We start from the raw sequence: 26,901 nt of genomic DNA, 5'->3' as shown, positions 1-26,901 counted from the left end.
ATAAGCTTCTGCACTTAAGAAACTTTCAATTTTATTCAAAGGTGATTCCAATTATGTCCATATTAGATCTCCTGTAGAAAGCTTTTTAACAATTAAACCTCTTCTTCCCTTATTTATAATTTTTAAATTAAATTTCCCTCTATAGTATAATAAAGATGTTTCGTTTTCTAATGGGGTATGTCGTAAAATCAAAAGGGATTTTATCTCTTTTACCTTCTTTTCAGAGTAAATTTCACCACTAGGAAATTCTATTATTCCTAATGTAATCTTTAATTCGCTCTCATCGAAAGGCCACTCCTTATTAAGTTCCCTTATCTTTTGTATAAAGCTTCTTTTGGTTTGTCCTATATATAGCAATGTTACACTCTTAGCACATACTCTAGAGATTGCAAATATCCCCTTCTTAGAAGCTTCTTCCCTATTATAAAAATCATTTATACTATACATTCCATACCATTTAATATGTACTGTTTCTATGAATCTCACCTCATTTTTAGACAATATTATAATTTCTGAATGTTCAAATTATAATGGGCGCATAGTCCTGATTACTTGAATTATAAATTGTGCTTTTCAATAATACATTTTATTATTACTAATTTCAATAATACAAAAAAAATACAATATTATAGTTTAATTACAAAACTTTATAAAAAAACAAAGTGATGTCGTACCAAATATTATATTTTTTCAATATCAGACTACCATGAACAAAAGTTAGAGAGTTATGGAATAAAATATAATTTGTATGTACATTTCTTTCAAAAAAAGTTTTGTAGTTTGCAACTGAATTAAAAAACATAGATTTTTATGACTCTTTCGGAGATATACCAAAGTGGGATCTTTGATATGCACATTACTATACCGAACTTTCGGTATAGTATTTTTTTGCAGCTCCTTGATTTTTCACCAAATACGTATAAAAATCAATAGTAGGAAAATAAACTGCTGGCTAAAAGTTTACTTTCGATAAAATAAAAAAGGACCTGCTCCATTCATTCTTAAAAACATAAAGTAAAGTGAACCCGTTAAAATACATGAATGAACCTTAGTTTTAATCCTCTTACCTAAAGGAGGAACTATTATGGGCTATGGTGGTAGTTGCGGAGAAGGCTGTGGTTTTGCTGGAGGATTTGCTTTGCTTGTTGTACTCTTTATACTATTAATCATTATCGGATGCAGTTGCTTCTGCTAAAAAACTATTAGAAAGGACACTCTTATATGGGTGTCTTTTCTTTATGAAAAATATCTAACTATCAACCTTTTCCTTATGACTTCTAACATCAACAAAGGGTGATACAAACTATTACATATGTTTGTACCACCCTTTATTGATGCGTTTAGACTTCACAGTTGTTAAAGTTTTAGACTTCTCCCTTAGTGTACCCATATTATTAGAACATCCTGTAATCTGTAGACAAAATGTAGCTAATAAAAACAATATTAATAATTTCTTCAATAAATCCTCCTACATGCATAAAACACCATATGTTACAAAACAAACATAACATCAACTCTTTATAAAAACAATATAATCCTCGGTCCTTAAGCTATCTCTTAACATAGGAGTACCGCTACATATTCATACAGCCAAAATTTTAAAATATCCTCTACTTAAGGAATTTGTAAGTATCAAGTAAGAAAAACGAGAGCTTTGCTTCGTATAATCAAAATATAAAGTGAAGGAAAAAAGATTATTTCTGGGATTAATATGCATGTAACAAGAGAAGAAATCTACATTTTTTTAGAATAATAATATTAGTATGTCCAAGCTTTGGAGATTGCTTGCAAATATTTTGAAGTTTTCGTACCAGAATTCTAATTACCATACCTGTTTTTTACCATCACATATTGGAGGTTAAAACATGAATAAAAAAAAGAAAATACAAAAATCAGTCCTTACATTTACCCTACTCTTTTCTTTAGGTGTTTCATCTTTCCCGCTTACAACAACTATTCACGCAGATACACATGAGGAACAATCTGCTGAAAAGAAACTAGTCTCTTTAACGGAGCGTACATCATTATTTTTTGAATATCTCCAGCAAGGTAAGTATGCAGAGGCAATACAGTTGACGTCTACTGCTTTTCAATCCAAGTTTACAGCAACCACATTACAAAACTGGTGGACACAAAGTGGCTGGAGCAGGATAAAAAGCATGGGAACCCCCGTGATAAAAGAACGAAACTTGGTCCATCAGACGGTAGAAATTCCAGCAGCTACCGAAGGAACTACCATACCGCTACTCCTTAAATTCACACCTGGCGGGAAAGTAGATGAAGTTGGAGAAAGGTCACCTGAGGAATATTTTACCATCCCCCATCCTAGCTATGATCAACCTGATTCCTATCAAGAACGTGAAATCGTCATTGGAAATTCTACCTATCCGTTACCAGCCACATTAACAATTCCGAAACATAAGCGTGGTGAAAAGCTGCCCGTAGTTGTTCTTGTTCATGGTGCTGGCATCCATGATCGCGATAGCACATATATGGGAACAAAAATCTTACGAGACATTGCAGTGGGCCTTTCATCCAAAGGAATTGCAGTGTTGCGCTATGAAAAACGCACCTTAGAACATACATTAAAGATGAGTACAGAACCTGTTACGTTAGACCGTGATACTACAGATGATGCTATATTTGCAGCAAAATCAGCAGCGCAGCAGGAAGGCATTGATCCAAATAATATTTTCATTCTTGGACATAGCCTAGGAGCTGGCACAATGCCACGTATACTAAGCAAAGCACCTTCCTCACTTGTCCGAGGAAGCATCTTACTCGCACCACCTGCACGCCCTTTGACTGAAATTTCCATTGATCAGTATCAATACCTTGGGAAACCAAAGGAAGAAATCGATGAACTAAAAAGACAGGCTGCTTTTATTCAGGATCCTACTTTCAATCCTGACCATCCTCCAGCTGGCTACAATTTTGGGTCACCTCATTTTATGTATGATGTTTCTAGGTGGCGTCCAGTTGAAGAGGCAAAATTAAGAAAAGAGCCTTTACTCATTCTGCAAGGAGCACGTGATTATCAAGTAACAGTAAAAGATGAATATACAAAATGGCAGAAAGGACTTTCAAACCGCGGGAATGTTCAGTTCAAAAAATATCCGAAATTGAATCATTTCTTCACGGAGGGTGACGGGGAATTAAGCCTCCCTAGTGAATATGAAATCCCTGCTAACGTTCCCGAATACGTCATCCAGGACATTATTACATGGGTCAACGAGACAAAAAAATAAGAAAACATCAAAAGCCTTCATGCAATCATCATTGCATGAAGGCTTTTTGAAACTAGTGATTCAGAGATAGCTATTATTTTATATAATATTTGCCCCAAAACGAAAAATTAGAGTCTTTTATAGCAATGAAGTTCATTTTAAGAGCAACCTGTTCTGTGAGCTTAACGGTGATGGGCGGTACCCCTAGAATAAAGAAACAAGAGTAGTTAAAGAGACTACTCTTGTTTCTTTTCCTTCTCTTCATTTTCAATTTCAGATACTGATTTTGCTGGTTTTTTAATCATTTTATCTAATTCCCCAGAACAACCAAACTTATCCTCAAATTTATCTGTAGTACTTATACTTGCATCAAACCATAATTCCTTATCATTATTTATATATCCTTCTACAGAAGGAACTCCCATTGGACTTACATCTTTTTTTGTAAACGTAATAGATTTTACACCTTCGATATTATAATGAATATACTTTTCTACTCGTGCCTCTTGTACTTTCCAAAACTTTTCTTCTTTTTCTTTTTGTTTTAAGTATTCCATAGTAAAATATCCTCCTGCTATGATCACCACAGCAGATACAATCAAAATCATTATTTTCTTCATAGAAAATCACCTTTTAAATAATTATCAATGCACTCTTCTTAAAATAGGATACAGAGGACAATAATAGTCTAAAAACTACTCTTGTTTCTTTTCTTTCTCTTCTTTTTCAATTTCAGATACTGATTTTTCAGGATCTTTTATAAGTTTTCCTAATTTCCCAGAACGCGTAAATTTGTCTTCAAAGTTTTCAGTTGTACTTATACTAGCTATAAAATCTAATTCTTTATTATTATTTATATAACCTTTTATATGAGGAACTCCCATTGGACTTATCTTATTTTCTGTAAATGTAATAGATTTTACATCTTTAATATTATAGTGAATATACTTTTCTACTCGTGCCTCTTGTACTTTCCAAAACTTTTCTTCTTTTTCTTTTTGTTTTAAGTATTCCATAGTAAAATATCCTCCTGCTATAATACAAATAATGGATAAAACAATCACCAATTTCTTTTTCATTTAAAATCCCCTTGTGTTTGAATATATTTAAAATATACCATGAAATGAGTTGAAACATATGAGTGAATTGAAAAAAAATCCAATTGCCACAGATGAAGATTATTTCGAACTATCCGATCAAGTTTATGAACCCGGAGTTTTAGAAATTGAAAAAGAAATAAAAGGGTCAAATAATAAAAAATGGGTAGTTATAGAAACATTTGATGCAGATAAAACAAAAGTAAAAAATGGATTACAAGCAATCGCTGTAGTACCTGCAAATAAGTATAAGCCTGGTAAAAAACAGTATGACGATGTAATCATTGCATTCCGTGGTACTGAATTTGATAGATTCGATGGAGATAAAACCACAGATATAGTTCAAATTACACTTGGACAGAAAAAGAACATTGGTGTAGCAGGCGGAAAAGCTCCGACATCATTTGATAGTGCATTAGAATTTACAGAAAAAATTAAGAAAAAATATAATCCTACATCTATTCACACTACCGGACATAGTAAAGGTGCTGCGGAGGCTCAATATGTAGCAGCAGAAATGAATTGTTATGCAACAACATATGCGGCACCAAATATTTATAGATTACTAAGTGATAAAGCAAAAAAACGAGTAGATGAAGGCGTAATGGAAAATAAAGTAGTAGATTATACTCATAAAGAAGATGCTGTAGGAAATTTCAATCAATTTGGAGCACCTATGATTGGTAAACAATTTACAACGAAAAGTAATGGAACAGATAGTATTCTCGCGGCTGTATTTATGGGACAACATCCAATGTCAACATTTCTAGAAATGTTCCACAATAATGGTAGTGTTCGACTAAAATTAGAACCAGATGATATCATTCGTCATGCAAAAGAGATACAAAAAATAAGCGATATATTATCTGATATTATTAGAAATATAGAAAGATTTCAACAACAAGAAGAAGAGGAAGTTGCGAAATTAAAGAGTCAATTGAAGCATGAGACAGGCCCTGGAGGAAAATATCATCTGTTAGAAGAACATGAAGTAGATGAAGCAATTAGAGAGGTTGCAAAAATATCCCAAAACGGAAAAGACTATTTTCATGATGTACAACTAGCAGAAGAACTAATTCATCTTTTACGGAAAAAACAAAAAGAATTGATTCATTTTGGAGATGATATTGCTTATGCAGCTAATTCATTACGAGATAAAGATAATCAATTAGGAACAAATTTTGAAGGACTGGCGGCGAGATAATATGATGGATTTTATAGGGGAAATTCAAAAAATAGAGAAAGAAATAGAGAAAGCTACAGTTGGTGCAGTTGGAACTATTATAGATGAGTTGCAAGCTGTTAAAAAGCAATTAGAAAAAGAACTGCAACAATCACTTTTAAAAACTGATGTAGCATTCAAAACAAATAGCATAGTAGCAAGCCAAAAACATGCCATTCAAAAAAACAAAGAAGCATTTCATGATGTATGCAAAAGTTTATCTGAACAAGGAATTGAATTAAACAAAAGTTTTGAAAGCAAAACAGGTAGTGCAATAAAAGAAACATTACATAAACATCTCGATCAAATTCGAAATGAAATGATTTCTAAACAATATGATTTAATTAATAGTTGTGGAAAAAAATAAAAAATTTCTATTATTATTTTAATCTATATGTATTAGAAAAAGTCCCCTTATGTAGGACTTTTTCTAATACACGAATAGATGCTATATTATCAAGCATTGCTCCTGCTTCAATTCTATGTAGCTTTAATTCCCTAAAAGCAAAATATACAACAAGTTGAAGAGCCTCTGTTGTATAGCCCTTTGCATTATGCTCCTTATCTAAAGTAAATCCTGTATAACAGCTTTGGAGGTCTCCCCTAACAATTTGAGTTAATGAAATGTCTCCGATCAGTTTATCATTTTCTCTTAAAAAGATTCCAAAAGGATTACTTGCCCTTCAGCTTTCTTTTTTCATACTTGTTCAAGACGTATTTTTTGATGTTATTTTGTATAAAAAACTTTTGCTATCAACCTGTTCGAAAAATTGATAAAGAATAAGAGATTGAAGGATGAAAATAGAAGACTACAAGGAAAACTGTATGAACAAATATAATGAAACAAGGCTCTTACTTTGTAGTGGTATCCACGAAGTAAGAGCCTTGTTTTTTCTACTCATTTTTTATATCAGTCTTGATTTTCCGATGGAAAGGCACAGAAAATCTACTACAGAAGGTGTGATACCTCTAGGATTAACAAATTCTTTAAATTTCTGTGTACTACGTACAAGCCCTCTACTTTTGGCATGTGCCTCTAATTCAGCTCGAACTTGTATTGTATCCGGAGCCATTCTTTCTAAAGCATGTTCAGAATATTTACGAACATTGATTTCAAGTTTTTAAAACTCATTTATTGTAACTGTAAAATGTGGCTTGAATTTTACTTCGATTGTTTTGTTTTCTACGCCACCTTGGACATATAATGAGTCATTACGGGTATAGATTCGTTTCGCCGAATGCATCTTGGTTTCAAAGATGCATTTATTTTTATAATACAAATTTAATTCAACAGTTTCCTCGTAATAACACATAATCATTACTAATTCAAAACCTAATTTATCTATTTTATTATACCTATATGCACCTGCACCTGGAATAAAATAATCTTCTGGTTCACTCTCGAATATTTCTAATAATTCATATTCATCATATTGTATATTCAATTTAACAACTCCTTACGTGAATGGGCTCAATCCACTTTATTTATAATATTCACGATTTATTAGGTACAACGGAAACAACATCGCCATTATCATTCAATACGACTCTAACATCTTTCCCATCGTATTGCCATAGACCAGGTTTATTTCCAGGTTTTTTAGTAGCATGCTTAATTGTTTCTTCTACTACACTTGGTGTTACACCACGTAGATCAACTTTTTTTAATTCCTCCATGTATTCTTTTGATCCGAATGTGTAACCATTCCTTTCAGCTCTTTCGCGTGCACGCTTTGTAAGTTCTGCTCGAACCTGAATTGTATCAGGTGCCATTCTTTCAAGCGCATGTTCAGTATACTTACGCCCATCAATGACGCCGCCACCTCTTGGCATACTCCATCCAATCTCTTCAGTTACCTTTGATACTTTCCCTAAATCCTTCGCTTTTTGCTCTAACTCTCCATATTTACCAAATACTCGACCAATAACTTTAGGAGTGCCACCTACAACTGTAGAAACAGTTCCCCATACATAATCATTCGGCTCATATTTTCTGTCTGTGAAAAATTCTCTTCCATTATAAATTTGTAAACCTTGTTTAATTTGTCCAACAACTGGAATAAAATCAAGCGCCATAGATCATCTTTCCCTTATTTTCAAAAGGACCTGCTCAATTAATTCTTAAAAACATAAGGTAAAGTGAACCCATTAAAATCCATGGAATGAACCCTAGTTTTACCCTCTAATTTAAAGGAGGCACTATTGTTATGGGATATGGTGGTAGTTGTGGCGAAGGCTGCGGTTTCGCTGGAGGATTCGCTTTATTAGTTGTATTGTTTATTTTATTAATCATTATCGGATGCAGTTGCTTCTGCTAAAAAACTATTGGAAAAGGCACCCTTATATGGGCGCCTTTTTGTATATTAAAAACCTCCCTATTTCCGTAGGCAGGCTAAATGTGATTTTGCACAATTGAGTTATAGCAAAATCATTTATATTGAAAGTAATGAAAATTAACTTAGTAATCCTAATACCTTAATAATCTCAATTGTTTTATTATCTTTTATTTTGAAATAAAGCCTTTTCCCTATACGTTCACTAATTACAATATTTCCAAAGGCTAATTTACGCAAATGTTGTACAATCAAATCCTCTGTAATTCTTGTTTGCTTACTTAAATCAGAAACTGACAACGATCCATATGTAATCAATTTACAAACAATTGATAAGCGAGTAGAATTCCCTAATAACCCTAAAACTTTTATACTTTCGGTATAGAAACTAAAATCCATATGAAAAGCATGTAACAGATTTTCCAACCTCCTAAAATAAGATGAATATCAACCAAAATATCTTAACATAAAAATAGTGAAAAACACCCTAAAATATACCAAATATTCATTGAGAAAAATGTTACTTGAATGGGAGTCCAATACATATTATTAAAATTAATGTGTATTGGACTTTCCATCCTCAATGAATGGAAAGTAGAGATGCTTCAATTATGTACCGATCTGGAGCGTCTCCTATATAGTCAAAAGGATAACAAGTTGTTAATGTTAATGTTGGCTCACTTTTTTCTACAATAACTGTTCGATCTTCTGAATCTGTTATCCAATGCTTGTTAATTTCATATGTATATGTTTTATTTTCATATTCCACGATAAGTTGGTCATTTTCCTTTAATTGACCAAGCTCGGTAAAAACAGTATCTCTATGTCCACTTAAAACTGTATGACCATTTCCAGATGGTGTAGTAGTTAAGTCACTAACAAACATACCTACACCCTTTTTTAGTACTTTATCATCAGCTCCCCAATATATAGAGTATTTCTTTTGTATTTTAGGGATAATTAAATATGCTACTTTATCTCCTAACTGATGGTTTACCTTTGAAGCGGGAATTTGTACAGGTTCTTCTTGTAATGAAGTGTCAATCTTTGTCTCTGTCTCTGTTTGATTGATGTTTTGCGTTTCATTTTCTTTAGAAGGTGTGGAGGTCTCATATTGTTTAGCCTCGTTAGTTGTTAACGACTCTGCTGATTGTCTAGCACTATACCATTCTAGAAAATAATAGGAAAAGATAGTAAGTCCAATAACAGTTAAACATAAGCCTATCCATTGTTTTTTATTCACTTTTATCACTCCATTTGAAAACGACAGGATTTCTCCTGCCGTTTTAAGGAACTATTTTATGCGTTTGTCTTTTTACGACGGAACATTAATACAGAACCAGCTAATGCTAATCCTAAGCTTGCTAACATCATTGTAACACCGTTTGATGCTGTATTAGGTAATTTTTCACCTTGTTTTTTCGTTTCTTTTTTCACAACTGTATTAGTATTTTTCTTTGTTTCTTTTGCAGTTGTTTGAGGCTTAGTTTGTTCTTGTTTATTATTTGTTGTTTGGTTGTTTTGTTTTGAATTCTCTTGCTTAGTGTTTTCTTGTTTAACAGGTTCTTGTTTAGTGTTTTCCTGTTTAGTATTTTCTTGTTTAGGTTGTTCTTGAGGTTTAGTAGTTTCTTTATTTTCTGTTGTAGTATTTGTGCTCTTTGGATATTTATAATCTTCACATGGAATGCCGTCTTTATCATTATCTAAACGATGTGGATCATTCCCAACACCATATCCATTTTGATCCCAGAATACTTGAGCATCCTGTTGACTTTTAAAATGTCCACAGTTTTTTGTATCATTAGGACTCTTAGCTGCAAATGCAGAAGAACTGTACCCCACTGTTAATAGTGTTACCGCTGTTGCTGAAGCTAATAATTTTTTCATAAATTTCTTTATCCCCCTAAATGGTATGTATTTACATTGAAATATTTTACATTTAAAAATCTAAAAATACAATAATAATTTGTAGATAAATGTAAGATTTCTAGATAATAATACCAAACTGTTAATTCATATATTGTAATATTATGTCGAAAGAAAATAAAAAAAGAGCAAAGGCCCTCTTTAATAACTACTAATAACCATAATCACTATTCTCACAGTAATATGAATTTGATTTATCATAACAAATATATGTTGTTTGTTGGATAAATAATGGCATTGATGAAGCGTTAACTGAAGTGACATTTAACATCCTCAAATAAGAAAGTCCTTGTATCTCCCTGGTGTTAATCTAATTGTTTGTGGAGTTGTGAAATTAAATGTTCTACTAGTCAATGTGACGAACGCAGCAAATATAGGGCTAAAACTAGAGCGAATAAGAGTTTTGTTGTGGTTAGTTGTAAAATTTTCAAATAGAGTTAGATGGAATTTCAAGACTTGTAGGGTTAGTTTCTGATCCAAACATTGTAAAGGTCTCTATAAAACAGTTGGTAAAATTTGAAGAGTTACATGATTATCTTTATTGAGATCAAAATAAGCTTACACATCCAAATTGTTGATAATAGCTAATATTTGATGATCTGTCCATTTGCCATTAATCCTTATATTTTCTTTCGCTATACCTTCTTTTTTAAATCCCACTTTTTCTAATACACGAATAGATGCTATATTATCAAGCATCGCTCCTGCTTCAATTCTATGTAGCTTTAATTCCCTAAAAGCAAAATCTACAACAAGTTGAAGAGCCTCTGTTGTATAGCCCTTTGCATTATGCTCCTTATCTAAAGTGAATCCCGTATAACAGCTTTGGAGGTCTCCCCTAACAATTTGAGTTAATGAAATGTCTCCAATCAGTTTATCATTTTCTCTTAAAAAGATTCCAAAAGGGTATACTTGCCCTTCAGCTGTCTTTTTTAGAGCTTGTTCAAGACGTATTTTTTGATGTTCTTCTGTATAAAAAACTTCTGGGAGCAACGGACAAACTCGTTGAAAAAATCCGCGATTTCTAATATGTAAGTTAGCTAACTCGTTGGCATCATCAGTTTTATAAAGCCGAATATAAATGTGCTTCCCTACTAGTTTCATAACATCCCTCCAACATTTTTATATGTCTAATGAGGCAAAAGTATACCGTATACTTTATACAGTTGGCTATTGTCAGGAATCATTTTGCACGAAAGAAAAGACACTCTATATGAGTGTCTTTTCCAATAGTTTTTAGCAGAAGCAAGAAGCTCCAACGATGATTAATAAAATGAATAACACAACTAATAAAGCAAAGCCTCCAGAAAAGCCACAACCGCCACAACTACCACCATAACCCATAATAGTTCCTCCTTTAGATAAGAGGGGAAAACTAAGGTTCACTCATGTATTTTAATGGATTCGTTTCATCTTATGTTTTTCCGCATTGATTGAGCAGGTCCTTTCGAAGACTATTCACATATTAACTATATTTTTAAAAATAATAATTTAACTATATCAATAGATAGATAAATTAATATAATGTATTAATCCTAAAAGAAGGGAGGAATAGCCATGCAATTAGTTTGTTTTAAAATAGTAAGTGGTCAATATTTCTTATTTGTAGAAGGTATTCAAATTCCTGTACCAATTCCAGCAGTTACTGCAGCTTTATTAATTGGTTTAGGAGTAATTCCACTTTGTTCTTAATGTAAAGAATTCGGACCATTCCTATCTTTCCATTGGAAAAGCCTCAAGTATATGAATACTTGAGGCTTTCTTTATATCAGAGAAAAAACACCTTACAGCGCTTGAAGATCTCCTGATTTAATTAATGCGGCCGTTACATCATCACCGAAAGTATTGAGACAGAATACTTTCTCGTCTACCTTATCCATCACTGTAGCTTCACCTATCTTGCCACCTTGAAGTTTAATAAAATAGTTATGTTCTTCTACAATTTTACTAAAATCTCTATTTGCCCATCTTTCAGTAATTGCTAATAGCTCTTCTTTGTTCTTGAAATTGTTTCCGTTTAGAATATTTCTTACTTTCTCTGCATTCTTTTTGGACATAGGGGTTGCTCCCTTTCCTTCACACGCTTTTACTTTTTGATGAGTCATGCTATGCATAGCTGAAATAACTTCTTCTTCAGTAGAAGTTACTGTAATGTGAAGTTGTGCATTTGAACCTTTCACTTCTGCTTCATTCGATAGTATGTCTTCTTTATTAACCTCTGCAAAAACATGGTCCTCACCCTTAAGCGGGACTTCAGCAAACTGTAATATTCCATAAGTCATACCAGTTGCAAGTACTACTCCCCCTATAATAGATGCTAGCCAATACTTTAGCTTCTTATCCATCTTCATTTCCCCCGTCTTCGTTTACATATCTTAACTAAAGAATACCATATTTAATTCCTTTTTATTGAAGAGTCTCTAATTTCTACTATTTAAAAATATTCTCATCGTCTAATGTAATACGATATAATCATTTTATAATACAAAAAAATCATATTTTCATTCCCTATTTTTTTGGAGGTGATTGTCTTGAATAAAAACATCAATCTACTTCTTCAAATAATAATTGGAATTATAATTATGATTGCACCTATTCTCATAACAGGATCTATATACGATGTCACTAAATCATTTGGTGAACTATTAGTGGCAGAACTTATTATAAGAACACTTTCTCTCATTATTGGACTTTTAGTTATTAGCACAGCTTTGCATCGTTATTCTCAATAATTATTCATGTTCAAAAAATACAAATATTTTACATACCAATTCTTATGTATTAAGACATCAAAAACAAGTGTTACGAAAAAAATATAAAAAAGACATCTTTTTTAGGGAAAGATGTCTTTTTTATATAAACCTTAATGTTCGTTCTGTAAAACCCTCGCTGCCTTTACTCCCTTTTTCTCTTCTTTTAAAAACAACGATATGATAAACGCAACAATTATAAAGACTAGCCCAAGTGTAAATGCACCTTGGAATCCGGATGTTAAACCGTTTAACTTCTCTACTGGATCCAGTGGATTTGCGGAGCTTTCCATATAGCTAGTTGTTCCTGAAGACATTTTCGATATGAATATAGCTGTACCAATTGCGCCAGCTACTTGTTGCAGTGTACTAAACAGTGCTGTTCCGTGCGGATATAAATCTGGTGTTAATTGATTTAAACCGTATGTTTGTGCTGTCATAACAAACATGAGTCCAACCATTAATACACTATGCATGAAAATAATTTGTACCATTGATGTATCAGGAGTAATGCCTTTAAATAAGAACATTGCTATCCCTACTAACACAATACCGGGAACGATAATAACTTTGGGACTAAATTTATCAAATAGTTTACCTGCGATTGGTCCCATTATGGCGCTAATAACACTTCCCGGAAGCATGATAATTCCTGATTTAAAAGCTGTAACGAGTAAAACGGTTTGCAGGAACATCGGTAATAAAGTCATCGTTGAAAATAACGACATCATCACAATGACAATTAATCCAACTGATAATGTAAACATCGGAACTTTAAATGCTCGTAATTCTAAAATTGGATTCTCAATTTTCAATTGTCGAACGACAAAAATACATAATGAGATAAGCCCAACAATTAAAGTGCCATACACTTTTGCATCGGACCATCCTAAATCACCCGATGCACTAAAGCTATACACAAGCCCGCCAAATCCTAATGTCGATAAAAGGATAGATGGGTAATCTACTTTTGGCCTTGTTAACTCTGAAACATTTTGAATGTACTTCATCCCAATCATAATGGAAATGATCACGATAGGAATAACAATATAGAATAACCAGCGCCAATTTAATGAATCCACAATTACTCCAGATAATGTAGGGCCAATTGCCGGAGCTGCCATCATCACGAGTGCAATTAATCCCATTGTCGCACCACGTTTTTCAGGTGGACAAATGATTAAAATCGTATTCATTAATAACGGTGTAATTAACCCCGTCGCTACAGCTTGGACGATACGGCCAATTAATAAAACAGAAAATGTCGGTGCAAATCCCGCAATTAATGTACCGACTAAAAACGTTACCATAGCGATCAAAAACATTTGTCTCGTTGTGAGCCATTGCTGAAGTAACGCTGTAATTGGAACTAAAACCCCAACTACTAACATGTATGCTGTAGAAAGCCATTGAATCGTTGAAGCCGTTACGTCAAATTCTTTCATTAATACCGTTAACGCATTTCCAAGTAATGTTTCATTTAATAATGCAACCATTGCACCTAAAAGTAATGCAATTAAAATGGGGGTATGTTTCAAATTAGAAGTATCAACTTTGCCACTTGCTGGGCTCTTAGTTGTCATATTCATTTACAGATTCTCCTCCTGTTTCTTACTTAAAAAACTTTAAATACACCGGAACACATGTAATATAATATACATATGTAGATTAAAAAGGGAGAATCAATTTTCAGCCACTGTATATTTAATCTACAAAAAAGGAGAATTGTAGATGAACGATAATGAAAAACAACTTGATTTACGCATTAGACGTACACATAAATTACTGTGGGATTCCTTATTTGAATTAATGACGCAATCAAAACAGAAATATAGTACGATCACGATTAACCAAATATGTGACCGTGCGATGGTACACCGAACAACCTTTTATAAACACTTCGAAGATAAAGATGCTTTATTAGCATTTGGATTTAAACGATACAGCAAGATGATTGCTGAAATACCCGTTTCAGATCGATTAAGTAAACCATTTCAAGTAATGGAACAATTTCTACACCATGAAGAAATCGGTAAAATATTAGAAACGCAAATGTCTGATGAACAATTTATTAACCGGACACAGTATTTAAGTCACGAAACGAGAAAACAAGAAATAGAAGCGTTACATCAACTGCGCAAAAATCATACGATGCCAAATGATCTAATCATTGAATTTTATTCAGGGGCAATCACCTCATTAAGCGCATGGTGGTTTAAAAATGAAAGAAAAGTTTCTGCTGCTGAAATGGATAGGTATCTCCACCAACTTATTAACAGGGATATTTTTCAGTTTGAAAAAGAATAAGACTACACCTGTTCAATCATGCAATAAAGTGAAACTTTAATCAGTGGGGGGTTTTGTTCATCCCCCACTGATTATTAGTTGAACCAATCAGACTTTTACGGACAGTTGATCCCCCACCTAACTTCTTTGCTTCCACTGAATTTTGAGGTGGGGGTCTTACTGCCCGTTAAAGCGGGATCAAATTGACCACAAAATAGGAATATGATATATTTTCCGTAGAATACTATATAAGTATGACATCAAATAAAATGGCATATAATAAAAAGAAGAGATGCGCTAACATCTCTTCCTTAACTGCTACCGTATAGGGTGGTGGTTATTACACGTTACTATTTTTTACGAAACCCACCCTTTTGCTTCCTACGGCGCGGAGTGGGTTTTTTGTTGTCCTTATCCAGAAGTTGCTTCCGCAAAAAATACGCTGAAACTTCACGTACAGTCGCTTTTACAAATTCTTTTACAAGGTCAAACAAAAACTCCATATTATCACCCCCTTTCCTTCCAAATGGAAAGAAGGGATAACCACCCACCCTCACAATATGCAGTTACATATATTTTATCAAATGATTGTAAAGATATTATGTAAACCAAACAAATGAAATTTTGCATAGAAAAAAAGCCCTTCTAAACCGGGCTTTTCTATCACCATTATTTAGCGATCTTCTTCAAATCCGAACTTTCTATAACTGAAAGCATATTCACCTTTTATTAAGACGGACCATAACCAATAAGATGAGCAATTATAACTGCTAGTAAACCGATTGAGTATTCAATTAGAATTAAAGGAAGAATCCACCTTGCCCACCTTGTCCATGAAATTCCTGCAATTGCTAATCCAGCCATTAGCGTACCACCTGTCGGAAAAATAATATTTCCAATACCATCCGCGAATGAAAAGGATAATACGGCTGTTTGGCGTGTAATGTCCAATAAATCTGCAAGTGGCGCCATGATAGGCATTGTCAACATCGCATGGCCACTACCTGATGCTAAAATAAAATGAATCGCTACTTGGAAGTTGTACATTCCAACAACACTTAAAAAAGGAGAAATATGTTCCATTCCTTCCGATACTTGATACAGTAGCGGATCTATAATATGCCCTTGATTCAATACAACTAAAATAGCGCGGGATACACCAATGATTAAAGCTCCCCCGATTAACGATGCCGATCCTTGTGTGAAAGATTCTACAGTATCATCAAGAGATATCTTGCCAAGGATTGCAATGATTATAGTTAAAATAATAAATAAGGCTGCAATTTCTTTTATATACCACTCGTACTTAATAACACCAAATACAAGAATAATATAATTGATTAAAAAGGCCGTTAATATCCATTTATGTCTTTTTGTTAATCCTACTTTAGATGTTAGCAGGCTGTCTTGCTTCTTTGTATCGAGTTTTCCGTAAATTCCACTTGCAGGATCCTTCTTTACTTTCATCGCATGACGATAGACGAATGTAACCGTAATTACATATATGACTACGAATAAAATGAGGCGGAACCCCATCCCCGAATACATAGGAAGACCTGCTATCCCTTGCGCCAGACCAACTGTAAACGGATTCATAATTGCCGTTGTAAATCCGACGGACGCTCCTACAAGTACCATCGCAGTTCCTGTTATCGTATCAAATCCAACCGCAAGAGCTAGCGGGATGAATAGAGGTACATACACTAAAGCTTCCTCAGCCATTCCCATTAATGACCCGCCAAGTGCAAAGAACAGCATGATAATAGGAATCATTAACTTTTCACGGTTAGCAAGTTTTTTTGCCATCGTTGAAACAAGAGCCTCAACTGTACCGGATGCCTTTAATACACCAAAAAAACCTCCGATAATAAGAATAAAAAAGATAATATTAGCGGCTTCTACCATCCCTGTAGGAATAGATTTTACCGTATCAAAAAATCCAAGTGGCGTTGATTCAATCCACTTAAATGAATTTGGATCTACTGTTGTATACCCATTTTTTTCAATCTGTTCATATTTTCCGGCCGGCAATATATGTGTAATCACAGCCGCAATAACTAACAAGACAAGTAACATTGCAAATACGTTTATTTTCCATTCTTTTCTTTCCTTTTTTCCTTCTGGCTCGAATGAAACTGCCTTCTCTGATACTTGACTCATATACCAATCCCCTTTGCAATAAAGTGAAACTTTGATCAATGGGGGGTTCGTTCATCCCCCACTGATTATTACTTTTCCGGGCAGCCGGCAGTCTGGTTGCCCCCACAACCATGACATACCAAGCTATCCACCAATTCTTTTATTTATAACACGCTATGATTTAACTACCTTTTTACTAATTTCATTTACAAATTGGTTAAATAAACGCTGCTGCAAGACATCCCTTTCCGACATCATTTCTGGATGCCATTGAACGGCTGCTACATAACGATGAGCTTTCGATTCAATAGCCTCTATTACACCATCAAAGGACCATGCGCTCGCCTCGAAATCTTTTCCTAATGTTTTCACTGCTTGATGGTGAAAACTGCGAAGTAATAGTAGCAAAACGAACATTAAATTATGAAAACGTGGACCAGCTTTTATTTTTACCAGAAGGAACACAAGCCCTATATGTGAATGATAATCATGAAACAGTATACGAATCCATTGAAACGATGCGTCAATTGGGGCTGAACCACATTGAATATGTCCCATACTATCCTGGAAAAACGAATATACAAATGATTAAGCTCGCAATCACACCTGGCGAACTTGAAATTATCCCTGACTTTGTAGAAAAAGTAATTAATATCGGTCATAGATTAATAGATATTACGACAATCATGTCCATTCTAGATCGATTTCATTTAATGGAAGAATCAGGTAATCACGTTTCTGAGAGATACTATCGAAAAATAGTAGATTTAACAAAGAATTTAGCTAAAGCTCATCGACAACTTCATCAAGTTATTGATGGTGTTGGTGATGGCATACTAGCTATTGATTATGAAGGAAGAATTATTGTCTTTAATGAATTTCTGGAAAGCATGCTGAAAATAAAAAGTAAAAACGCTATTGGTCATCCGATTGATGCCATTATTGATAATATCGATTTAGTGAACTTCATCCTTTCAGATAAGCAACAAGAAAGCGGAATATTTGTTGTAAACGGCTTGGATGTAATAGTGGAACGCCTACATATAAATGATCAATCGATTATTGTTACTTTCAGAAATGCCCTTAAGACCATCGGGTTTGAACGGAAATTGAGAAAAGAATTTGTCAAAAAAGGTTATGTAGCAAAATACAATTTTCATAACATCGTTGGGATTAGCTCTACGATCCAAGACACGAAACAAATTGCCAAAAGGTTAGCTAAGACTGATTTAACTGTATTAATTGAGGGTGAGAGTGGTACCGGAAAAGAGTTATTTGCAAGTGCTATTCATAATGCTTCCCAGCGAAATAGCGGCCCTTTTCTTGCTGTTAACTTCAGTGCTTTATCGGATGATTTAGTCGAGAGTGAATTATTTGGTTATGAAGACGGAGCGTTTACCGGAGCAAAAAAGGGCGGGAAAATGGGACTATTTGAACAAGCAAATGGTGGCACTATTTTTTTAGATGAGATTGGAGATATTAGCCTGAAACTTCAAGCACGACTACTTCGAGTATTGCAGGAAAAAGAGATTATGCGCGTTGGCGGAAGCCAAATTATCCCGATAGACGTCCGGATTATTGCAGCAACCAATAAGGATCTACTGAAAATGATTCAAGAAAATATGTTTAGAGAAGATTTATACCATAGGCTTAAAGTACTCTTTATACACCTCCCCGAATTAAGGGCACGCCGAAATGACATTGAATTATTAGCTAAACATTTTGTCGCACTATCGGACCCTAAAGTCAAAATTGAACAAGAACTAATTGAAGAACTTCAAGGATATCCATGGTACGGAAATGTACGAGAACTTAAAAATACGATAGATTATATGCTTGCTGTCCGTACCGGAAACCAAATAACAAAAAATGATTTGCCTAATCAACATTATTTTCAAAAGCCTCCACATAAGAAAACAAATAGCGATCAGGCAGAAAATATTAAACCCTTTTCTTCAAATTCAAACGCTCTTGATCAAGAATCACTTTTCATCCTTACCCTTATCATGAATTATGAAGAAAAAGGAAAAGCAATCGGAAGAAGGATTATTTCTGAAAAGAGCCAAGAAGTCGAAATAAATTTATCTGAAGCACAAGTGAGACACCGGTTGAACTTCCTGAAAATGAAAGGTTATGTGGAAATAAAAAGAGGTAGAGCAGGGATTCATTTAACAAGAAAAGGGTTGGAGATTCTACGTAGTCTTTAGTTAAGGTTCGGATTTTCAGATACATAGAGGCTGTTTTATAAACAGCCTCTTTTTTTATGGAATAAAACGTCGATAAATTTAAGTTACAAATATTCAGAATTAATATTAAAATGAATAATGGGGATAGGGGTATGGGCTTATAAAATTTATACATAACGAGGGAATAGAAATGAAACTACAATTAAAAGCGGATTTAATGTTACTACTAGTTACATTTTTTTGGGGTGCATCCATCCTACTTACAAAACTTGGACTTGATGGCATAGAAGAATATAATTTAATCGCATTACGATTTATTATCGCTTTTCTTTTATCAGGTTTAATATTTTACAAACATTTATTTAAGATCGATTTTAAAACTGTAAAATATGCATTTATACTCGCTTCTGTCTTATTTATCGTTTACATTTTCGCGACTTTCGGTACAAAGTATACGAGTGTTTCTAATGCTGGTTTCCTACTATGTCTCACAGTCATTTTCATTCCAATATTATCAGCTATATTTTTAAAACACATTCCGGAAAAGAAAGTTATAGTAGGGATCATTTTAACGATAATAGGAATCGGCTTATTAACATTAACGAGCGAATTCAAAATCGGTAACGGCGATATATTTTGCATACTGTCTGCCCTGTTTTATGCGATCCACGTCATCATTACTGGAAGTGTAACGAAACATGTGAATTCCATTGCACTTGGAGTAGTGCAACTAGGTTTCGTCGGCCTATTTAGTCTTATTTTTTCATTCATTATCGAAACGCCAAAACTGCCTAGCACAACCAACTCATGGCTAATCATCCTAGCCTTAAGTATATTTTGCACCGCAGTCGCATTCATCGTGCAAGTTATCGCCCAGCAATACACGACGCCTACACATACAGGACTTATCTTCTCATTAGAACCTGTCTTTTCCGCAGGCTTCGCTTTCGTTTTCACAGGTGAAACGCTGACAGGAAAAGGATACTTAGGGGCTACGCTTATATTGTTGAGTGTGCTAATTGCTGAGTTGGATTTTAAGAGTTTGTTGAGGCCTAATTATAAGAAGAATATAGAGTAAACATTTCAATAGAATCAATAAACATACCCCAGAAAAATATGAGTTTATATTATTTTCATTCTCTTCACTTAGATTTTCTTTTTAGATGCTATCTTCAAACAAGGTAGCATCTAAAAAATGTTAAAAGGAATCTCTCCTTAGTATCTTCTTATACTCGATGTAGTTTGCATACTTGACCTTTTCTACGTTCTTTAATTACTTACTGAATATAGTCATACAGATTTTTCGCTAACAATAAACAAGTTACTGTAATGAAAAGAGCACGAACATACCCGCTCCCTTTTTTTATAGCAAATTTGGAGCCAACAATCCCTCCAGCAATTTGAGCAATTCCCATTATAAAACCATACGCATAGTTGACTTGCCCTACATACATAAACATCAACAATGCACCAACATTACTTCCTAAATTAAGAAGCTTCGCATTACCTGCTGCTTTTAAAAAATCATACCCAATAAATAAAAGAGCGAACATTAAAAACGAACCTGTGCCAGGACCTAGAAATCCATCATAAAAACCAATAGCAAAAATAAAAAAGGCAAAAATAATGACGTGTCGACCAGATAATTTCTTATGAGTAGAAATACTACCCCAATCCTTTTTAAATATCGTATAAATAGCGACCGCACCAAGCATTACCAACATCAATGGCTTCAGTACTTCTGGGTTCATTAAATGAACAGTCCATGCCCCTATTATGGAACCTATGAAAGTGAGCGGAACTAATTTAAACGCCGATTTCAAATCAAGATTACCAGAACGATAAAACACAATATTACTAGTTGCACTTCCCATTGTCGATGCTAGTTTATTCGTAGCTACTGCACTTGCTGGATTCAGTCCTGTAAATAATAAAGCTGGTAAGGCGATCAATCCACCACCACCTACAACTGAATCAATAAATGCAGCCACAAACCCAAAAACAATCAAAATAATTAATATAGATGGGTCTAAATACAAATCCATACTAGTAGCCTCCCCTTTAGTCACTATTGTAATAGTAACTATCAATTTGCTAAATGTAAATAGTTATTGTAACGTTAAAATATAAAAGCAAACATCGGAGGACGAAAAAAGTGGACTACATAGTGCAACAGCTTAAAAAAATTGGTTTCAATGAATATGAAGCTAAATCTTATGTATCTCTTGTTAAACAGGGGCCTGTCACAGCCTATCAAGTGAGTAAAGATTCGGGTGTCCCAAGAGCGCGAATTTATGAGATTTTAGGTAACCTTGTAGAAAAAGGAATTGTCATGAAAGAAGAAATAAATGACACCACCCGCTATTCACCTCTACCTGTTGAAATCTTTTTACAGAAGGCGCAAACAGAATGGCAATCTACTTACGAAGGAATATGTGATTCATTAAAAAAACTAGAAACTTCCGAGGAAAAAACGGATAATCGAGTAATTACTTTAAAAGACAATCAAACAATCATTAGCTACTGTCAGACATTAATAAAAAAAGCAGAACGACGTATTGTCATTTCAATGTGGGATGAGATGTATGAAGCGTTAAAAGAAGATCTATCTGAAGTAGCTGATAAAGTTACAATACAAGGTATTACCCTACATGTTGAAAATCCCATTAAAAATCTAGAAGCCCATCGCATAACACCTTATACAGAAACCTTGTCTACAGAACATTGGTTTATTGTATCGATAGATTCTAAAGAAATGATTTATGGACCATCACTTGAAGAGCGTAATATTGCTTTTTATACAGATGACCCCGTTCATATATACTTATTAGAGGATTATGTATGGCATGATGTTTTAGTAAATCGACTTGTCCGACGTAGCCAAGATGATTTGCAGCAATGGATTACTGCAGAGAGAAAGTCTTTCTTTATGGGGAAATGAGAAGCATATTGAAAGAATCAAAAAATAAAGCATAAGTGAATGAAATAGAACACTTATGCTTTATTTTATTTGCAAAGTGATACTCCAGTCTTTTCACTATTTTCCCTCCACAAACCGACCAAACTCCTTCATAAACCTCAGCTTAAAACTCCCCACAGGCCCATTCCGATGCTTTGCCACATGAATCTCCGTCATCTCTTTCTGCTTCGTTTCCTTATCGTAATAATCTTCGCGGTACATAAGCATAATGACATCCGCATCTTGCTCAATTTGTCCGGTCTCTCTTAAATCAGATAATAGCGGACGCTTATCTTGTCGTGACTCTACAGAACGAGATAACTGTGATAACGCTACTACACAAACATTTAACTCACGTGCTAATAACTTAAGCTTACGAGAAATCTCACTAATTTCTTGAAATCGATTGCCCTTATGCTTCGGATCACCCGTAATAAGCTGCAAGTAATCTACAATAATTAAAATCTTTTTATCACCGTGCTTCCTCTTTAACTTACGAGTTTGCATCCAAATATCTTGCACCGTAACGCCTGCATTGTCGTAAATCTCAAATGGCAACTCACCAATCTCCGCAAACGCCTTACTTACCTTCTCCCAATCTTCCATCGCAAAACGATGCTTCGGATTTTTCAGCCTACCTCCTGACACTTCGCCTACGCAAGAAGCCATCCTTTTCAATAATTGCTTACTACTCATCTCTAACGAAAACAATCCAACCGCCGCTCCAGACTTCGCCGCATGCAATCCAACATTTAGCGCAAACGCAGTCTTCCCCATAGAAGGACGCGCACCAAGGACGACAAAATCACCTTCCTGCAATCCGCACGTCATTTTATTTAACGATGTATAACCAGTCTCAATACCAGTAATCTCCTTCACATCTTGATGAAGCTCCTCATACAAATCAACTAACGCATCCTTCAAATCAAATTCACATACAGAGTCTTTCTCCTCTAACTCACAAAGCGCCGTAATCGTCTCACCGATAACTTTCTCACTCTTCTCCGCAATAAGACGCTCTCCCATCTTGTGCCCGAGAACACCAGCCTGATACATTTTCCACGCACCTCGAACAAGCCCCTCATAATATGAGAAGTTGCTAGTAGTAGGCACACCATCCATTAACCCTATAAAATACTCCATTCCCCCGATGCCCTTCAAAAAATTCGGGTCCAACCTAGAAGTGAAAGTCACAAGATCAATCGGTTGCCCCTCTCCTTCCATCTTTCGCATTAACTGAAATATAGACTTATGCACCGGCATCGAAAAATACTGCTCCGTCAAACGGCACTCCTTAATAAGCTCTCCATCAAGCAATAGAGAACCTAACACCGTCTTTTCCGCCTCCACATTTTGAATACTCATGGCCGCCACCCGCGCTCCGCTAAAAAGCGCTGCAACTCTTCCTCAGACGGCGCATTCTTCTCCCACTCCTCACACCTCGCCAAAAACTCCTCCGTCTCCCCCGTACTAACAGACGACTCCTTCTTCCGAAACTTAGCCGTATCCGCCTCAACCTCACATACTTTCGTAAACCCTTTCCCGTGCCACCCACGCAGAATCCCCTTTACATAAGCAATCGTCCGCTTATTATTCTCAAACGCAATTTGAAGAGCCTTCAGCACAAGCTCCTCTGACAAATCTTCCATCCACGCACTCAGTTCCTCCACCGCAAAAGGAGACAAACTACCGAAATGTTGCTCATAAAAAGAAAACACACGACTTCCCGTTTCTTCCTCTATAACCTCTTCTTCCGCCTCTGTCTCCTCACAAACTGGCTCAACATCATCCACAGCCAAATCACTCGGCATACCGAAATGCGCTAAAAGCATCGGAACATTCAGCTCCTCCTCTACGCACTTCTGAAGAAACATATGTACAAACTCCTTATTCTTCACACCCTTAAGCTCACGAAGCACACACTTCTCCACATTCGTATTCGTCACCGGATTATAACGAAGCCAATTTAAAACGAATAACTCCCGAGTATCCGCATCATAAAGAATCTTCCCATAATCAATGAACCGCTGCACAAGCTTATCAACAGTCTCCCGATTATAACCCGTCTCCATCTCAGCTAACCGCTTCGGAAAAGGAAAAATCCCGCACTGCGTCGTCTTCGAACAAGTTAATAAATAAACATAAAAATAACGCTCCTCCGGCGTCAAATCCAAAACAAAATCATCCTGCCAAAAATTCACCTGCACAGTACGATACACCGCCATCAAAGTTCCTCCCGTCTCCGTTCAAAAGTAAAAGCCCCTTCATAATATATATGGGAGGATGGCAGGGTTTTTGGCGTGTTATTTCAAATTTTTTTGACTACTACTACGGTGTTTGTTGTTGTTGTTTTTGTTTTTGTTGTGTTTTTTCTTAGTGATTTATTACTTGGTAGGGGCTTGTAAGGGGCTTAGGAGGGGCTATACAAATGATATTTCTACTATAAAAATATCATTTGCATATAATAAAAATTCTCTCTGAAGAAAATCAAACCAACAATATAATTGCTAAATTTATTCTATGTAGTGATTTAACAGAATAAAACATGTACATACTTCTATTTTTTTCTGGACACATTATAATTATCCAGTTTTTTACTTTTTTCATAAGCATTATTAATATATTTATTAGGATTTTCAAGAAAATCTTCTTCTTTTATTAAAGCAATAAATGATCCTGTGAAACTATCAACATCCTTACATATTTCACAAGTATATTCCTTTGGTTCTTGATTGAATCTGTTATTGATAATAATATCATATAGGTAATTATTATTTATTCGTATTGCAGTATGTCCATCTGAATTAGTAATCATAGTTCTTAACCAAGAATAGTCACCATTATATTTCATCACCACCCCGACAATACCATTAGTATTAGATTTTTTATCCCCACGTTTTATTTGTTTAAGAGAATATTCAATCTCCCAATCAATCCATTTACTCTTTTTCATGTTAGGAGATATTATTACAATAGTAACTGAAGTAGAGTAAATCATATCTTTAAGTTTTTCCTTAATATACTCCGTTGTTCTATCTGACATATCAGGAGATTCACTAGTCTCTCCTTGATAATATTTAGCATCCGCTCCTAAAGCATCTAAAATACGTTCCCTTAGCTCTTTAGCTTCTGAATATTTATAAGAAATAAATGTTTTATAAGCCATAATGCCCCTCTTTTCATCATTGATGTTCTCTATGCCCAACTATATTTTTTTCACATTTCCATATGATATTTTCTTAACAACTTAAGAAAATCAATTATATTTCCAATCATTTTTTTCTCTGATACATTTTTATTTCCTAACTTTTGAAACGCTTTATTTAAATTTTTATCACTGTTTGGATAATATTGTTCAAAATTATTACACATATCTTTGAAACATTCTTTGCTAACATATCCTGTAGCACCTATAGGAATTAAATTCATACCTTGTGTTTTAGCAATTGCAAATTCTTTCCTTACACCATCAGCCAGCTGTACCTCCCCTTCTTTCTTTTTATTCCCCAATAAGAAAATTACAGTCCCGCAATTTTTTAACATATCTTTCCTGTACTTATGCCAAATTTTTTCCCGTTCTATTCTATCTTCAATATGAAAAGGGAAAGGCTTTAAACTTAAAATTCTATCTAAATTCTCTTTCCCGGTAGTCTTACTTCCCCTTAAAACACCTGTAATAACAGAGCTACCAATTCCCATACCATAACCACTAGTTATTTTATAATCTTCTTCATGCAATTTTTTTGATAAGTTCTCTACAAAACTCTCTACCTTACCTCTAACACAATATTTTTCAAAGTCATCAAAACTCCCTGATATAAATATATTTTTACTTAAATAGATAGATTCTATTTTCTTTAATATATTCGTTATATCTGAATATTCCTTAACCAAAATTGCCTTTATACCATATCTCTCGAGGTCTTTAATTTTTAGATATTGTTTATTTTTAGCATACTTCCATGCGGCCTCTTTCATTTTTTTATTTTTTATTTTCCTAAACTCATAGTCATTTTTATTAACTTCCTTAAAAAAACAATAATGTGTCCTAGTATTCCCTTCTAACATAATTCTTACTCTTGATAAAATATTCTCTAGGTTAGGATCGTCAAAACTAAATCCAATAAATAAGAAAGTTTTAGAAATTAAATCTCCCTTTAAGGCCTGTGTAAATAACTCATTTTTTTACCATATATTTCATAATCATCTTTAATTAAAACTGCATCATGAGCACGATTAATATCACCATGCATTTTATAAACCGTTACTTCTGAATTTTTCACTTCTGACGATAAATCCTGGACACTTTTTTTCACATCATATAGTTTACTGTTTTGTTCAAAACTTTTCTCTATATACTCATCATAATTAGTTGTCCAAAATGTTTTAATTGGAAGATTAGCCAATATTCTATGATTTTCTGTGACCTCTCCCTTTTTTTGAATATGGTTTTTAATTAACTTAGTAATTTTATTCCTAGAATTAGACTCATTATATATATACTGTGCTACCGAAACTAAGTCATATTCTTTATCTACATCTACCCCAATATCATCCGCCGCTTCTCTTAATAACTCCTTCCAACTAACAGCCCCAGCTCCTACTGATAGCCCCGCACCTCCAAAAACCGCAACCTTACTATCTAATAGATCCTCAGTATAGTTCTTAATAAAAGTATGTATCATTTTTTCTCGTTTATAACCCATTTATATCCTCCTTAAAAACCCACATGCCTTATTTTTAAATAGCATGTGTTAATCTATTAGCTAAAAACCT

The 26,901-nt window shown here is 34.3% G+C and carries 31 protein-coding genes and 2 pseudogenes; 11 read left to right on the top strand and 22 right to left on the bottom strand.

The window, feature by feature from the left end:
- Window positions 1–51 precede the first annotated feature (51 nt).
- Window positions 52–486, bottom strand: coding sequence for a hypothetical protein (locus tag AC22L0_RS01240; RefSeq protein WP_002100802.1), 435 nt, complete (start codon window positions 484–486; stop codon window positions 52–54).
- A gap of 598 nt (window positions 487–1,084) precedes the next feature.
- Here AC22L0_RS01240 and AC22L0_RS01235 point away from each other — a divergent pair.
- Together AC22L0_RS01235 and AC22L0_RS01230 are read left to right on the top strand one after the other, a co-directional pair.
- Window positions 1,085–1,195, top strand: coding sequence for a YjcZ family sporulation protein (locus AC22L0_RS01235; protein ID WP_000540371.1), 111 nt, complete (start codon window positions 1,085–1,087; stop codon window positions 1,193–1,195).
- Between the two features lie 670 nt (window positions 1,196–1,865).
- A complete protein-coding gene (locus AC22L0_RS01230) occupies window positions 1,866–3,248 on the top strand; it encodes an alpha/beta hydrolase (protein WP_087966222.1) in 1,383 nt (460 codons plus the stop codon).
- A gap of 215 nt (window positions 3,249–3,463) precedes the next feature.
- Here the strand turns inward: AC22L0_RS01230 and AC22L0_RS01225 are convergent, their stop codons facing one another.
- Together AC22L0_RS01225 and AC22L0_RS01220 are read right to left on the bottom strand one after the other, a co-directional pair.
- Window positions 3,464–3,847, bottom strand: a complete 384-nt coding sequence (locus tag AC22L0_RS01225) for a DUF1433 domain-containing protein (protein ID WP_087966224.1) — start codon at window positions 3,845–3,847, stop codon at window positions 3,464–3,466.
- A 75-nt stretch (window positions 3,848–3,922) separates the two neighbouring features.
- Window positions 3,923–4,306, bottom strand: coding sequence for a DUF1433 domain-containing protein (locus tag AC22L0_RS01220; protein WP_087966226.1), 384 nt, complete (start codon window positions 4,304–4,306; stop codon window positions 3,923–3,925).
- 58 nt (window positions 4,307–4,364) lie between these two features.
- On the opposite strand from AC22L0_RS01220, the gene AC22L0_RS01215 reads away from it, so the two are divergent.
- Together AC22L0_RS01215 and AC22L0_RS01210 are read left to right on the top strand one after the other, a co-directional pair.
- Window positions 4,365–5,528, top strand: a complete 1,164-nt coding sequence (locus tag AC22L0_RS01215) for an alpha/beta hydrolase family protein (RefSeq protein WP_087966228.1) — start codon at window positions 4,365–4,367, stop codon at window positions 5,526–5,528.
- A 1-nt stretch (window position 5,529) separates the two neighbouring features.
- Window positions 5,530–5,913 carry a hypothetical protein gene (locus tag AC22L0_RS01210; protein ID WP_000968627.1) on the top strand — a complete coding sequence of 128 codons (384 nt, stop codon included), beginning with the start codon at window positions 5,530–5,532 and terminating at the stop codon, window positions 5,911–5,913.
- 55 nt (window positions 5,914–5,968) lie between these two features.
- Here AC22L0_RS01210 and AC22L0_RS01205 read toward each other — a convergent pair.
- The 3 genes and pseudogenes from AC22L0_RS01205 to AC22L0_RS01195 form a co-directional block, all read right to left on the bottom strand.
- Window positions 5,969–6,303 (bottom strand): annotated as a pseudogene (locus AC22L0_RS01205) (GNAT family N-acetyltransferase); the annotation flags it as partial.
- A gap of 364 nt (window positions 6,304–6,667) precedes the next feature.
- Window positions 6,668–6,991: a hypothetical protein gene (locus tag AC22L0_RS01200; protein ID WP_001025896.1), complete on the bottom strand. Its 324-nt coding sequence runs from the start codon at window positions 6,989–6,991 to the stop codon at window positions 6,668–6,670.
- A 49-nt stretch (window positions 6,992–7,040) separates the two neighbouring features.
- Window positions 7,041–7,625 (bottom strand): annotated as a pseudogene (locus tag AC22L0_RS01195) (hypothetical protein); the annotation flags it as partial.
- A gap of 128 nt (window positions 7,626–7,753) precedes the next feature.
- Here AC22L0_RS01195 and AC22L0_RS01190 point away from each other — a divergent pair.
- Window positions 7,754–7,864, top strand: a complete 111-nt coding sequence (locus AC22L0_RS01190; RefSeq protein WP_000540371.1) for a YjcZ family sporulation protein — start codon at window positions 7,754–7,756, stop codon at window positions 7,862–7,864.
- Between the two features lie 135 nt (window positions 7,865–7,999).
- Here AC22L0_RS01190 and AC22L0_RS01185 read toward each other — a convergent pair whose 3' ends face one another.
- The 5 genes from AC22L0_RS01185 to AC22L0_RS01165 all read right to left on the bottom strand — a co-directional run bounded on the left by AC22L0_RS01185 (window position 8,000) and on the right by AC22L0_RS01165 (window position 11,149).
- On the bottom strand, window positions 8,000–8,278 hold the full coding sequence (locus AC22L0_RS01185; RefSeq protein WP_000347623.1) for an ArsR/SmtB family transcription factor: 279 nt from the start codon (window positions 8,276–8,278) through the stop codon (window positions 8,000–8,002).
- 181 nt (window positions 8,279–8,459) lie between these two features.
- Window positions 8,460–9,122, bottom strand: a complete 663-nt coding sequence (locus AC22L0_RS01180; RefSeq protein WP_087966234.1) for a class D sortase — start codon at window positions 9,120–9,122, stop codon at window positions 8,460–8,462.
- 56 nt (window positions 9,123–9,178) lie between these two features.
- A complete protein-coding gene (locus AC22L0_RS01175) occupies window positions 9,179–9,766 on the bottom strand; it encodes an excalibur calcium-binding domain-containing protein (RefSeq protein WP_087966236.1) in 588 nt (195 codons plus the stop codon).
- 597 nt (window positions 9,767–10,363) lie between these two features.
- On the bottom strand, window positions 10,364–10,909 hold the full coding sequence (locus AC22L0_RS01170; RefSeq protein ID WP_087966238.1) for a GNAT family N-acetyltransferase: 546 nt from the start codon (window positions 10,907–10,909) through the stop codon (window positions 10,364–10,366).
- Window positions 10,910–11,041: 132 nt separating this feature from the next.
- Window positions 11,042–11,149, bottom strand: coding sequence for a YjcZ family sporulation protein (locus tag AC22L0_RS01165; RefSeq protein WP_000540375.1), 108 nt, complete (start codon window positions 11,147–11,149; stop codon window positions 11,042–11,044).
- Between the two features lie 213 nt (window positions 11,150–11,362).
- Between AC22L0_RS01165 and AC22L0_RS01160 the strand changes: the two genes are divergently transcribed.
- Window positions 11,363–11,497, top strand: a complete 135-nt coding sequence (locus AC22L0_RS01160; protein ID WP_276575657.1) for a hypothetical protein — start codon at window positions 11,363–11,365, stop codon at window positions 11,495–11,497.
- A 92-nt stretch (window positions 11,498–11,589) separates the two neighbouring features.
- Here the strand turns inward: AC22L0_RS01160 and AC22L0_RS01155 are convergent, their stop codons facing one another.
- Window positions 11,590–12,150, bottom strand: a complete 561-nt coding sequence (locus tag AC22L0_RS01155) for a PRK06770 family protein (protein ID WP_087966240.1) — start codon at window positions 12,148–12,150, stop codon at window positions 11,590–11,592.
- 186 nt (window positions 12,151–12,336) lie between these two features.
- Between AC22L0_RS01155 and AC22L0_RS01150 the strand changes: the two genes are divergently transcribed.
- Entirely contained in the window at window positions 12,337–12,537 is a 201-nt protein-coding gene (locus tag AC22L0_RS01150; RefSeq protein ID WP_001038824.1) for a hypothetical protein, read from the top strand.
- 131 nt (window positions 12,538–12,668) lie between these two features.
- On the opposite strand, the gene AC22L0_RS01145 is transcribed toward AC22L0_RS01150, so the two are convergent.
- On the bottom strand, window positions 12,669–14,144 hold the full coding sequence (locus AC22L0_RS01145; protein WP_087966242.1) for an MDR family MFS transporter: 1,476 nt from the start codon (window positions 14,142–14,144) through the stop codon (window positions 12,669–12,671).
- A gap of 142 nt (window positions 14,145–14,286) precedes the next feature.
- Here AC22L0_RS01145 and AC22L0_RS01140 point away from each other — a divergent pair, with 142 nt between their 5' ends.
- Entirely contained in the window at window positions 14,287–14,862 is a 576-nt protein-coding gene (locus AC22L0_RS01140) for a TetR/AcrR family transcriptional regulator (protein ID WP_087966245.1), read from the top strand.
- Window positions 14,863–15,191: 329 nt separating this feature from the next.
- Here AC22L0_RS01140 and AC22L0_RS01135 read toward each other — a convergent pair whose 3' ends face one another.
- The 3 genes from AC22L0_RS01135 to AC22L0_RS01125 all read right to left on the bottom strand — a co-directional run bounded on the left by AC22L0_RS01135 (window position 15,192) and on the right by AC22L0_RS01125 (window position 17,397).
- Entirely contained in the window at window positions 15,192–15,344 is a 153-nt protein-coding gene (locus AC22L0_RS01135; RefSeq protein ID WP_000394754.1) for a hypothetical protein, read from the bottom strand.
- Between the two features lie 226 nt (window positions 15,345–15,570).
- A complete protein-coding gene (locus tag AC22L0_RS01130) occupies window positions 15,571–17,001 on the bottom strand; it encodes a YfcC family protein (RefSeq protein WP_087966247.1) in 1,431 nt (476 codons plus the stop codon).
- Between the two features lie 153 nt (window positions 17,002–17,154).
- Window positions 17,155–17,397 (bottom strand): gamma-glutamyl-gamma-aminobutyrate hydrolase family protein, encoded by a 243-nt coding sequence (locus AC22L0_RS01125; RefSeq protein ID WP_249268321.1) that lies wholly within the window; start codon window positions 17,395–17,397, stop codon window positions 17,155–17,157.
- Here AC22L0_RS01125 and AC22L0_RS01120 point away from each other — a divergent pair.
- The gene (locus tag AC22L0_RS01120; RefSeq protein ID WP_340637545.1) at window positions 17,316–19,187 is read left to right on the top strand and encodes a sigma 54-interacting transcriptional regulator; all 1,872 of its coding nucleotides are present in this window, start codon (window positions 17,316–17,318) and stop codon (window positions 19,185–19,187) included. The genes AC22L0_RS01125 and AC22L0_RS01120 overlap by 82 nt on opposite strands.
- A gap of 169 nt (window positions 19,188–19,356) precedes the next feature.
- Window positions 19,357–20,244 (top strand): DMT family transporter, encoded by an 888-nt coding sequence (locus AC22L0_RS01115; RefSeq protein ID WP_000776060.1) that lies wholly within the window; start codon window positions 19,357–19,359, stop codon window positions 20,242–20,244.
- Window positions 20,245–20,443: 199 nt separating this feature from the next.
- Here AC22L0_RS01115 and AC22L0_RS01110 read toward each other — a convergent pair whose 3' ends face one another.
- Complete coding sequence (locus AC22L0_RS01110; RefSeq protein ID WP_087966249.1) at window positions 20,444–21,211, bottom strand: TSUP family transporter; 768 nt, start codon at window positions 21,209–21,211, stop codon at window positions 20,444–20,446.
- 110 nt (window positions 21,212–21,321) lie between these two features.
- On the opposite strand from AC22L0_RS01110, the gene AC22L0_RS01105 reads away from it, so the two are divergent.
- Window positions 21,322–22,107, top strand: a complete 786-nt coding sequence (locus tag AC22L0_RS01105; protein WP_087966251.1) for a TrmB family transcriptional regulator — start codon at window positions 21,322–21,324, stop codon at window positions 22,105–22,107.
- Window positions 22,108–22,203: 96 nt separating this feature from the next.
- Here AC22L0_RS01105 and dnaB read toward each other — a convergent pair whose 3' ends face one another.
- The 5 genes from dnaB to AC22L0_RS01080 form a co-directional block, all read right to left on the bottom strand.
- Window positions 22,204–23,490 carry a replicative DNA helicase gene (gene dnaB / locus AC22L0_RS01100; RefSeq protein ID WP_140160720.1) on the bottom strand — a complete coding sequence of 429 codons (1,287 nt, stop codon included), beginning with the start codon at window positions 23,488–23,490 and terminating at the stop codon, window positions 22,204–22,206.
- The gene (locus tag AC22L0_RS01095; protein ID WP_087966255.1) at window positions 23,487–24,350 is read right to left on the bottom strand and encodes a DnaD domain-containing protein; all 864 of its coding nucleotides are present in this window, start codon (window positions 24,348–24,350) and stop codon (window positions 23,487–23,489) included. The genes dnaB and AC22L0_RS01095 overlap by 4 nt, the downstream gene beginning before the upstream one ends.
- Before the next feature lie 332 nt (window positions 24,351–24,682).
- Window positions 24,683–25,291 (bottom strand): TIR domain-containing protein, encoded by a 609-nt coding sequence (locus tag AC22L0_RS01090; protein WP_086402438.1) that lies wholly within the window; start codon window positions 25,289–25,291, stop codon window positions 24,683–24,685.
- A 50-nt stretch (window positions 25,292–25,341) separates the two neighbouring features.
- A complete protein-coding gene (locus AC22L0_RS01085; protein ID WP_255289112.1) occupies window positions 25,342–26,250 on the bottom strand; it encodes a hypothetical protein in 909 nt (302 codons plus the stop codon).
- A 32-nt stretch (window positions 26,251–26,282) separates the two neighbouring features.
- Entirely contained in the window at window positions 26,283–26,831 is a 549-nt protein-coding gene (locus AC22L0_RS01080) for an SIR2 family protein (protein ID WP_087966258.1), read from the bottom strand.
- Window positions 26,832–26,901: the final 70 nt, after the last annotated feature.

The organism is Bacillus sp. LQ01, from assembly GCF_057624735.1.
This window is presented reverse-complemented; position numbering and strand designations above follow the sequence as displayed.

Excerpts from the sequence above, each read along its gene's own strand:
- AC22L0_RS01235 (WP_000540371.1), top strand. The coding sequence starts at position 1,085 with ATGGGCTATGGTGGTAGTTGCGGAGAAGGCTGTGGTTTTGCTGGAGGA.
- AC22L0_RS01175 (WP_087966236.1), bottom strand. The coding sequence starts at position 9,766 with ATGAAAAAATTATTAGCTTCAGCAACAGCGGTAACACTATTAACAGTG.
- AC22L0_RS01090 (WP_086402438.1), bottom strand. The coding sequence starts at position 25,291 with ATGGCTTATAAAACATTTATTTCTTATAAATATTCAGAAGCTAAAGAG.
- AC22L0_RS01220 (WP_087966226.1), bottom strand. The coding sequence starts at position 4,306 with ATGAAAAAGAAATTGGTGATTGTTTTATCCATTATTTGTATTATAGCA.
- AC22L0_RS01125 (WP_249268321.1), bottom strand. The coding sequence starts at position 17,397 with ATGTTCGTTTTGCTACTATTACTTCGCAGTTTTCACCATCAAGCAGTG.
- AC22L0_RS01170 (WP_087966238.1), bottom strand. The coding sequence starts at position 10,909 with ATGAAACTAGTAGGGAAGCACATTTATATTCGGCTTTATAAAACTGAT.
- AC22L0_RS01145 (WP_087966242.1), bottom strand. The coding sequence starts at position 14,144 with ATGAATATGACAACTAAGAGCCCAGCAAGTGGCAAAGTTGATACTTCT.
- AC22L0_RS01080 (WP_087966258.1), bottom strand. The coding sequence starts at position 26,831 with ATGGGTTATAAACGAGAAAAAATGATACATACTTTTATTAAGAACTAT.
- AC22L0_RS01155 (WP_087966240.1), bottom strand. The coding sequence starts at position 12,150 with ATGGATAAGAAGCTAAAGTATTGGCTAGCATCTATTATAGGGGGAGTA.
- AC22L0_RS01135 (WP_000394754.1), bottom strand. The coding sequence starts at position 15,344 with ATGGAGTTTTTGTTTGACCTTGTAAAAGAATTTGTAAAAGCGACTGTA.
- AC22L0_RS01230 (WP_087966222.1), top strand. The coding sequence starts at position 1,866 with ATGAATAAAAAAAAGAAAATACAAAAATCAGTCCTTACATTTACCCTA.
- AC22L0_RS01120 (WP_340637545.1), top strand. The coding sequence starts at position 17,316 with ATGCGCTCGCCTCGAAATCTTTTCCTAATGTTTTCACTGCTTGATGGT.
- AC22L0_RS01185 (WP_000347623.1), bottom strand. The coding sequence starts at position 8,278 with ATGGATTTTAGTTTCTATACCGAAAGTATAAAAGTTTTAGGGTTATTA.
- AC22L0_RS01190 (WP_000540371.1), top strand. The coding sequence starts at position 7,754 with ATGGGATATGGTGGTAGTTGTGGCGAAGGCTGCGGTTTCGCTGGAGGA.
- AC22L0_RS01165 (WP_000540375.1), bottom strand. The coding sequence starts at position 11,149 with ATGGGTTATGGTGGTAGTTGTGGCGGTTGTGGCTTTTCTGGAGGCTTT.
- AC22L0_RS01095 (WP_087966255.1), bottom strand. The coding sequence starts at position 24,350 with ATGGCGGTGTATCGTACTGTGCAGGTGAATTTTTGGCAGGATGATTTT.
- AC22L0_RS01130 (WP_087966247.1), bottom strand. The coding sequence starts at position 17,001 with ATGAGTCAAGTATCAGAGAAGGCAGTTTCATTCGAGCCAGAAGGAAAA.
- AC22L0_RS01160 (WP_276575657.1), top strand. The coding sequence starts at position 11,363 with ATGCAATTAGTTTGTTTTAAAATAGTAAGTGGTCAATATTTCTTATTT.
- AC22L0_RS01225 (WP_087966224.1), bottom strand. The coding sequence starts at position 3,847 with ATGAAGAAAATAATGATTTTGATTGTATCTGCTGTGGTGATCATAGCA.
- dnaB (WP_140160720.1), bottom strand. The coding sequence starts at position 23,490 with ATGAGTATTCAAAATGTGGAGGCGGAAAAGACGGTGTTAGGTTCTCTA.
- AC22L0_RS01115 (WP_000776060.1), top strand. The coding sequence starts at position 19,357 with ATGAAACTACAATTAAAAGCGGATTTAATGTTACTACTAGTTACATTT.
- AC22L0_RS01210 (WP_000968627.1), top strand. The coding sequence starts at position 5,530 with ATGATGGATTTTATAGGGGAAATTCAAAAAATAGAGAAAGAAATAGAG.
- AC22L0_RS01215 (WP_087966228.1), top strand. The coding sequence starts at position 4,365 with ATGAGTGAATTGAAAAAAAATCCAATTGCCACAGATGAAGATTATTTC.
- AC22L0_RS01110 (WP_087966249.1), bottom strand. The coding sequence starts at position 21,211 with ATGGATTTGTATTTAGACCCATCTATATTAATTATTTTGATTGTTTTT.
- AC22L0_RS01140 (WP_087966245.1), top strand. The coding sequence starts at position 14,287 with ATGAACGATAATGAAAAACAACTTGATTTACGCATTAGACGTACACAT.